At 61.8% G+C, this 6996-nt stretch carries 9 protein-coding genes; 7 read left to right on the top strand and 2 right to left on the bottom strand.

The features are described 5' to 3' along the window. Window positions 1-39 precede the first annotated feature (39 nt). On the top strand, window positions 40-834 hold the full coding sequence (lgt, locus tag ACR80S_RS15720; RefSeq protein ID WP_435401576.1) for a prolipoprotein diacylglyceryl transferase: 795 nt from the start codon (window positions 40-42) through the stop codon (window positions 832-834). Next, window positions 831-2279 carry a cardiolipin synthase gene (cls, locus tag ACR80S_RS15725; RefSeq protein WP_435403778.1) on the top strand — a complete coding sequence of 483 codons (1449 nt, stop codon included), beginning with the start codon at window positions 831-833 and terminating at the stop codon, window positions 2277-2279. Before lgt ends, cls begins: the two co-directional genes overlap by 4 nt. Window positions 2280-2316: 37 nt before the next feature. On the opposite strand, the gene ACR80S_RS15730 is transcribed toward cls, so the two are convergent. Continuing rightward, window positions 2317-2805: a hypothetical protein gene (locus tag ACR80S_RS15730; protein WP_435401574.1), complete on the bottom strand. Its 489-nt coding sequence runs from the start codon at window positions 2803-2805 to the stop codon at window positions 2317-2319. A gap of 253 nt (window positions 2806-3058) precedes the next feature. On the opposite strand from ACR80S_RS15730, the gene ACR80S_RS15735 reads away from it, so the two are divergent. The 5 genes from ACR80S_RS15735 (at window position 3059) to ACR80S_RS15755 (ending at window position 6518) form a co-directional block, all read left to right on the top strand. After that, complete coding sequence (locus ACR80S_RS15735) at window positions 3059-3226, top strand: hypothetical protein (protein ID WP_435401573.1); 168 nt, start codon at window positions 3059-3061, stop codon at window positions 3224-3226. A gap of 77 nt (window positions 3227-3303) precedes the next feature. Then, window positions 3304-3969 (top strand): response regulator transcription factor, encoded by a 666-nt coding sequence (locus tag ACR80S_RS15740; RefSeq protein ID WP_435401572.1) that lies wholly within the window; start codon window positions 3304-3306, stop codon window positions 3967-3969. Between the two features lie 64 nt (window positions 3970-4033). Then, entirely contained in the window at window positions 4034-5281 is a 1248-nt protein-coding gene (locus ACR80S_RS15745) for a sensor histidine kinase (RefSeq protein ID WP_435403779.1), read from the top strand. Between the two features lie 71 nt (window positions 5282-5352). Next, the gene (locus ACR80S_RS15750) at window positions 5353-6063 is read left to right on the top strand and encodes a multicopper oxidase domain-containing protein (RefSeq protein ID WP_435403780.1); all 711 of its coding nucleotides are present in this window, start codon (window positions 5353-5355) and stop codon (window positions 6061-6063) included. Then, on the top strand, window positions 6060-6518 hold the full coding sequence (locus ACR80S_RS15755; RefSeq protein WP_435401569.1) for a GNAT family N-acetyltransferase: 459 nt from the start codon (window positions 6060-6062) through the stop codon (window positions 6516-6518). The genes ACR80S_RS15750 and ACR80S_RS15755 overlap by 4 nt, the downstream gene beginning before the upstream one ends. A 289-nt stretch (window positions 6519-6807) precedes the next feature. On the opposite strand, the gene ACR80S_RS15760 is transcribed toward ACR80S_RS15755, so the two are convergent. Continuing rightward, a partial coding sequence (locus tag ACR80S_RS15760; protein ID WP_435403720.1) for a transposase occupies window positions 6808-6996 on the bottom strand: 189 nt, incomplete at its 5' end.

Raw genomic sequence — 6996 nt, forward strand, 5'->3', positions numbered from 1 at the left:
ATTGACGGGCCAACTACCACGACAGACGAGTGTTTTCCCATGATCAATTATCCCGATATCGACCCGGTGGCTATCAGCCTCGGCCCGTTCGCGATCCACTGGTATGGCCTGATGTACGTGGTGGGCTTCGTCGCCGCCTGGTGGCTGGGACGCCGCCGGGCCCACCGCCTGGGACTGACCCACGATGACATCGGTGACCTGCTCTTCTACTCAGCCGTGGGCGTGGTGCTCGGCGGGCGGCTGGGCTATGCGCTCTTCTACGGCAGCAAGCAGTGGCTGGCCGATCCGCTCTGGCTGGTACGGATCTGGGAGGGGGGCATGAGCTTCCACGGCGGCCTGGTCGGGGTGCTGGTCGCGGCGCTGCTGTTTGCGCGCAAGCACCGCCTGGATTTCTTGCGTTTGACCGACTTCATCGCCCCGCTGGTGCCGATCGGCCTGGGCGCCGGAAGGATCGGCAACTTCATCAACCACGAGCTGCCGGGCCGGGTCAGCGAGCTGCCCTGGGCGATGCCTTTTCCGCACATGGGCCCGGAGCCGCGGCATCCCACGGCGCTCTATGAGTTCGCCTTGGAAGGAATGGTGCTGTTCGCGGTGCTCTGGTGGCTATCGCGTTCGCCACGGCGCACCGGGCTGATCTCTGGGCTCTTCCTGCTGCTCTATGGTGTCTTACGCTTCGCCGTGGAGTTCGTCCGCCTGCCCGATCCGCATATCGGCTTCATCGCCTTCGGCTGGGTGACCATGGGCATGCTGCTGACCCTGCCGATGATCGTAGCCGGGGTGGGCCTGATCGGCTGGTCGCGTCGTCACGCGGCGGTGGAAGCCCCCTTGAGATGAAGCGTCAGGCCAAGCGTCGCTGGCCCTGGCGCCGGCTACTGCTCGTGATGGGCATCGCCCATCTGGTGGGCCTGGCCTCGTCGCTGGATGCGATGATGTCGAGCCGTACCTCCCAGGGCGCCGTGGCCTGGATCGTCTCACTGAACACACTCCCCTATGTGGCGGTGCCGGCCTACTGGGTGTTCGGGCGCGCGAGGTTCCAGGGCTATGTCTCTGCACGGCGCGACGAGGACTCGGCGCTGGGGCAGGCGCTGGCCGACAAGCTGGCGGAGCTGCGCGCTCACGGGGTCTCGGCCGCTCACGCCGACAAGCATCTGGTGGGCGTTGAACAGCTGGCCAAGTTGCCATTTCTCGGTGGCAACCGGGTGGAGCTGCTGATAGACGGCGAGCAGACCTTCGAGAGCCTGTTTGCCGGTATCGAGGCCGCCGAGCGCTATCTGCTGGTGCAGTTCTACATCGTGCGTGCCGACGAGGTGGGACTGGCGCTGCAGGCTCGGCTGATAGAGAAGGCCCGGGCGGGGGTGGAGGTCTTCTTCCTCTACGATGAGATCGGTAGCTATGCGCTGCCGGGACCCTATCTCCAGGCGCTGGAGGAGGCCGGAATCCGTGTGCACCGCTTCCACTCCACGCGGGGGCCAGGCAACCGCTTCCAGCTCAACTTTCGCAACCACCGCAAGATCGTGGTAGCTGACGGCGAGCGCGCCTGGGTCGGAGGGCTCAATGTCGGCAACGAGTACCTGCATGGTCATCCGCGTATCGGCCCCTGGCGGGACACCCATTTGTTGATCGAGGGGCCGGCGGCCCTGGCACTGCAGTTGGTGTTCCTGGAGGACTGGCACTGGGCGACAGAGGAACTGCCCGAACTGCCCTGGTCGCCGGTGGTCCCGAGTCACCACGGCACACCGGTGTTGATCCTGCCGACCGGGCCCGCTGACCGCTTCGAGACCGCCAGCATGATGATCCAGCAGGCGATCCACGCCTCTCATGAGCGTATCTGGATCTCCAGCCCCTACTTCGTGCCCGACGAAGGGGTGTTGTCGATGCTCAAGCTGGCCGCCCTGAGCGGCGTGGACGTGCGGGTGCTGATCCCGGAGCGCCCGGACAATCCGCTGACTTACTTCGCCGCCTACGCCTTTCTCGACTCGCTGCTCGAGGCGGGGGTTAAGGTCTATCGATACGAGGAGGGCTTCCTGCATGGCAAGGCCTTCCTGGTGGACGACATCGGCGCGGCGGTGGGTACCGTCAATCTCGACAACCGCTCCTTTCGCCTCAACTTTGAGGTCACAGCGCTGGTGATGGACCCGTCGTTCGCCGAGGAGGTCGAATCAATGTTCGAGGCGGATTTCGCGCGGGCCCGGCAGATGCAGCTAGAAGAGATCGGTGGTCAGCCCCTCTGGCATCGGGTGGCGGCTCGGGCGGCCTATCTGTTCGCGCCCGTTCTGTGAGGCCGGATGATTCCGCAGCGGCATTTCCCTAGCGTCGTCACTCCCTCACGTCAAACAGCAGCACACCGGTCACCTCCGAAAACGTCATGCGCATCTGCCAGGCACCCGACATGGGGAGCGGTGCCATGACGGCGTAGCTGTCACGGCCGGTCGGTTCGGCCGTTAGGCTGAGTGACATGTCATGGCCGGGCATGACGAAGCTGATCGGGACTCGCATGGCCTGCCGTGGTGGGTTACCGTCGGGCCCGCGCAGTTGGAAGGACAGTTGTGCTTGCCGCTCGGCATCGACAACGAGGCTGCCTGCCACGCTCCATTGGTGCACGGTACCGGAGAAGTGAACCCCGCCACCTTCTGCCCCCGACTGTGTGGACACCTGGCCATCGACCTGGAGTGTCGTCTCATCCCCGGCCATGAAGGGCATGGCCATGAGCACGGCCAGCACCAGGAAGCAGGGAATGCCAATGGCCAGGGCGATGAGGCGGGCAGAGCGGGTGGAGCGATCGGGCTTGCTGGAGGTGGGAGGCATTGGATCATTCCTCAATCGGCATTAAAGGGCTATTGGTGAGTAGCAAAAAAGAGGTGGAGGCGGTGATGCCGCCCTGTGAAGTGAAGGCATACAACACTCGCTCGCTGAAGTCACGGATAGAGAGTGCCAGAATGGCATTCCAAATTTTACTCAGTAAAGCAAGGAAGGGTGCCGGCACAGGCCATGCTGCTTTACCGGGTGGCCCAAAGTCCTGCGGTTTCCCTATAAATTCAGGGACACAAGAGGGGTGCTAATGCGCAAGATGCTGCTGGCGGTGGAGGGTAGTCCTGGCGCCGGTGGCCATGACGGTCATAATCTGGCGAAAGGCAACCATGGCGGCCAAATGCCATGGGTGACCATTGTATTGGGTGAGTTCACGACTCTGGAGTGGACCGCTCTCGCCAGCGACGAAAGCCTGTAGTTTACTTGTATTATTCCCGGATATTACGAATCGAGCATTGCGGGTGAGATCGATATCCAAGGCTGACGGTAGACGGAATGAAACTGCTATTGCTTGAAGATGACGATCTGCTGGCTGACGCACTGGCCGAGACCCTGGAAGACGCCGGCTATCGTGTTGACTCGGTCACCAGCATTCGCGTGGCCGAGTTGTTGATGGCCACTGAGACCTATGCCTTAGCCATTCTCGACCTGGGGCTGCCCGATGGTTCGGGACTGGACCTCTTGGTGCGCTGGCGAGAGCAAGGGCAGCGCCTGCCAATCTTGGTGCTCACTGCTCGCAATACCTGGGAAGACAAGGTCGTCGGCCTCCGGCGTGGTGCCGACGACTACATGACCAAGCCATTCCATGAGGCTGAACTGCTCGCGCGGCTGCATGCCCTGCTTCGGCGACAATCGGGCGGTCTCGCTCCGATATTGCGAGTCAACGGGATCCAACTCAATGAACACACACAGCAGGTCAGCACGAATGGTATGTCTTGGCAAACCCTCACGGCCACCGAGTTCAGGCTGCTGCGCTTCCTGATGCATCATCCCGACCGTGTGCACTCCAAGGCGCAGTTGCTCGACCAGCTCTACTCCCTGGAACAGGATGCCGCGGCCCCGAATCTGGTGGAAGTCTATGTCGGTCGCCTGCGCAAACGCTTGGGCAAGCAGGTGATTCAGACCCTCCGCGGCCAGGGGTATCTGCTTGAGTCGCGTTGACCGTCGCAGCCTGCGGTTTCGCCTGCTGGCCTGGCTAGGCGGCGTGTCCCTAGTGGTAGTGGGGGTGACCTGGTTATTGCACGGTATCCTCCTGAACAATCTTGCCCGCGACTTCCTTGGAAGTCGCCTGCAACAGGAAGCGGAGCATGTGCTGCATCATTTTCCGCAGGGCCATCTGTCGCCATCACTCTGGCTGGATGCGACGGGTCCGGCTGCTCAGGTCTTCCATCACATCTATGTGCTGCGTCTGAACAACGAGGTCACCACCTCCCACCCGCTCTGGCTGGCACCGCTGGCGCCCCTTCTGGATGGGGAGGACGAAACCCTCGTGGAGGTTGCCTGGCAGGGCCGCCAACTGTTGCTCTATCGCAAGGAGTTCACCCTCGAGGAGCGAAATGGAGTCCTGTTGATCGGTGAAGACTTCGCTCCCGTGGCGGCGGGGTTGGTGAAGCTGCACTGGTGGGTCGGGGGAATCGCTGGAGTGCTGCTGTTGCTGCTGATTGTGCTCAACCTGGTTGCAGTCAATCGGGGGCTACGGCCACTGTCTCGGCTCCAGCAACAGCTCGTCGAGCTGCAGTTGGGAGGCCGGAAACGGCTCCACCTCGATATGCCCGCCGAACTCGATGAGCTGGTGGAGCAGCTCAACCGTATCCTGGACAGTCAGGACCAACGTCTCAAGCGTTCGCGAGAGGCCGTTGCCAATCTGTCGCATGCCCTTAAGACTCCGCTTTCCGCAGTGACTCAGGTGCTGCGTGGCTCGCGCCCCATCGATGACCAGCGGCGTGGGAAGATGCTGCTACGCCTTGAGGACATACAGGCCCAGCTTGAGGCCGAGCTGCGCCGTTCGCGTATCGCAGGGCCATATACCGGGCAGCAAACGCTGATCCGGCACGAGGCTGAGCAACTGATCGAGATGTTTTCCGCCCTCTATCCCGACAAGTGCTTTCGTTTCGAGGCCGTGCCGGACGCGGACACCCGCTTGAACATCGAGCGCCAGGATTTTCAGGAGATGCTGGGCATCGCGCTGGACAATGCGGGCAAGTGGGCCGTCCAACAGGTGCGCTGTCACCTGATACTGGAGGCCGTCTTGACCGTCACCATCGAGGATGATGGGCCAGGGGTCCCGCAGGACGACATCGCATGGCTGGGCCGCCGAGGTATGCGGCTCGACGAGGGGCGGCCCGGCCATGGCCTGGGGCTGTCCATCCTTCGCCAGCTGGTGACCCACTACGAGGGGGAGCTGCGTTTCGGCGTTTCCGACGCCGGCGGCCTGGCCGTGACGATTACCTTGCCCGGTGGACAGCCCGGCTGAAGGCAGCATTCAGGGACCTTTCAGCTTGCTGAGGCACCATCGCTCCTGTCATCCCCTGACAGGAGTCATCCATGACGCGCGCAAAAGCGGTCTTCTTCCCCTCACGACGCCGACTCCTCAAGAGTGGCGTCGGCAGCTCTGACAGCTTGGGTCTGCGTCCGGCTGTGACCAGTCCCTGGAGCCAGAGCGGGACCTATGCGAAGGGGACCGAGCAGGGCCCCGAGATCTCCTTGGCCATGCGCCGGGAGACCCTGCAGGTCGCCGGCAAGCCGGCACACCCGATCAGCATGGATGGTACCAGCCCCGGTCCGCTGTTCCGCCTTAAGGAGGGCAGGGATGCTTTCCTTAAGGTCACCAACCTGCTGTACGAAACCACCTCCATTCACTGGCACGGTATCATCCTGCCCCCGGGAATTGACGGAGTACCAGGCGTGAGCTTTGCAGGCCTCTGCCCCCGCGAGACCTTCACTTACCGCTTCCCGGTACGCCAGCACAGTACATGCCGGCACCACAGCCATTCAGGGCTGCAGGTGCAGCTCAGCCATGCCGACCCGATGATCATCGATGCCGCCGAACGGGAACTTTATATGCGGTCCTTCGACGGCAAGAAGTTCAGAGAAGTGATCGCCCCCACCCACTTCGCGACGGACGAGCACCTTTTGGCTGAATCAATACGGCGATACTACCGATCTAATTCGTGCAGAAGGTGGGATAACCGAGGACACCGGCGTTGTGGCCGGTATTCGGCTGATGCTCTAGCCATGGGAGGCATCTCACCATGATGGCTCATGAATTGGCTGCAATATTGCGGGAGGAACACCTTCGTCCGTATGGCGATTTCTTTCATGGCGTCGATTTGGAAACCTATGCAGACAAGCTGCTGCGAAACGCGGAGCTGCTGGTGCATTATCGGGGAAGTGAGGTCCTCAGTCTCGCTGCATTCTACTGCAATGATGCCGAAACGTTGTGCGGGTTTCTGTCTCTAATGTGGGTGTCGCCGGAGGAGCGAGGTTCGGGTATTGCTTGTGTATTACTCGACGAAATCATCAGTGTCATGGAGGTCAGGCGATTTCACTATCTCAAGCTAGAAGTGTTAGCCGATAATCATCGTGCGATCAACTTTTATCGCCGACAGGGATTCGAGGTGATTGACAATAAGAACGGAGCTCTGATCATGGGGATGGTGTTGCCTCGTCGCCGCCCCCCCTTTCGCATGCCGAACTGTGAACTGGGCTAACCCGGATATTGCACCGGGCCAGTCAGAAACACCCAGATTCTAGGCTCGGTGGGAATGATGGCGCTCTGGGTTTGAGGTTGGCTACTTTTTGATCAATTTCTTGGCTTCAGGGCGCACTTCCCCCAACCCCCATGTCTTTTCTGTGCCGGGGATAGCACGCCGCGACGCTATCCGGGCACCAGCTTGCTGGCCAGCGTCAGGAAGAGGTCCTGCTCCGGGTACTGGCTGCTCAGCATCAACCGGATGGTNCCCCATGTCTTTTCTGTGCCGGGGATAGCACGCCGCGACGCTATCCGGGCACCAGCTTGCTGGCCAGCGTCAGGAAGAGGTCCTGCTCCGGGTACTGGCTGCTCAGCATCAACCGGATGGTTCGCGTGTTGCGGGTGATGACGGCGCCGATTTTCAGCAGCTTCAGGCGGATGGTGTTGACCTGGGCTTGGGCGAAGGCGGTTCGCTTGAGGTAAACACGGCGCAGCCG

Source organism: Halomonas salsilacus, assembly GCF_051216275.1.
GTDB lineage: Bacteria > Pseudomonadota > Gammaproteobacteria > Pseudomonadales > Halomonadaceae > Halomonas.

Excerpts from the sequence above, each read along its gene's own strand:
- lgt (WP_435401576.1), top strand. The coding sequence starts at position 40 with ATGATCAATTATCCCGATATCGACCCGGTGGCTATCAGCCTCGGCCCG.
- cls (WP_435403778.1), top strand. The coding sequence starts at position 831 with ATGAAGCGTCAGGCCAAGCGTCGCTGGCCCTGGCGCCGGCTACTGCTC.
- ACR80S_RS15730 (WP_435401574.1), bottom strand. The coding sequence starts at position 2,805 with ATGCCTCCCACCTCCAGCAAGCCCGATCGCTCCACCCGCTCTGCCCGC.
- ACR80S_RS15735 (WP_435401573.1), top strand. The coding sequence starts at position 3,059 with ATGCGCAAGATGCTGCTGGCGGTGGAGGGTAGTCCTGGCGCCGGTGGC.
- ACR80S_RS15740 (WP_435401572.1), top strand. The coding sequence starts at position 3,304 with ATGAAACTGCTATTGCTTGAAGATGACGATCTGCTGGCTGACGCACTG.
- ACR80S_RS15750 (WP_435403780.1), top strand. The coding sequence starts at position 5,353 with ATGACGCGCGCAAAAGCGGTCTTCTTCCCCTCACGACGCCGACTCCTC.
- ACR80S_RS15755 (WP_435401569.1), top strand. The coding sequence starts at position 6,060 with ATGATGGCTCATGAATTGGCTGCAATATTGCGGGAGGAACACCTTCGT.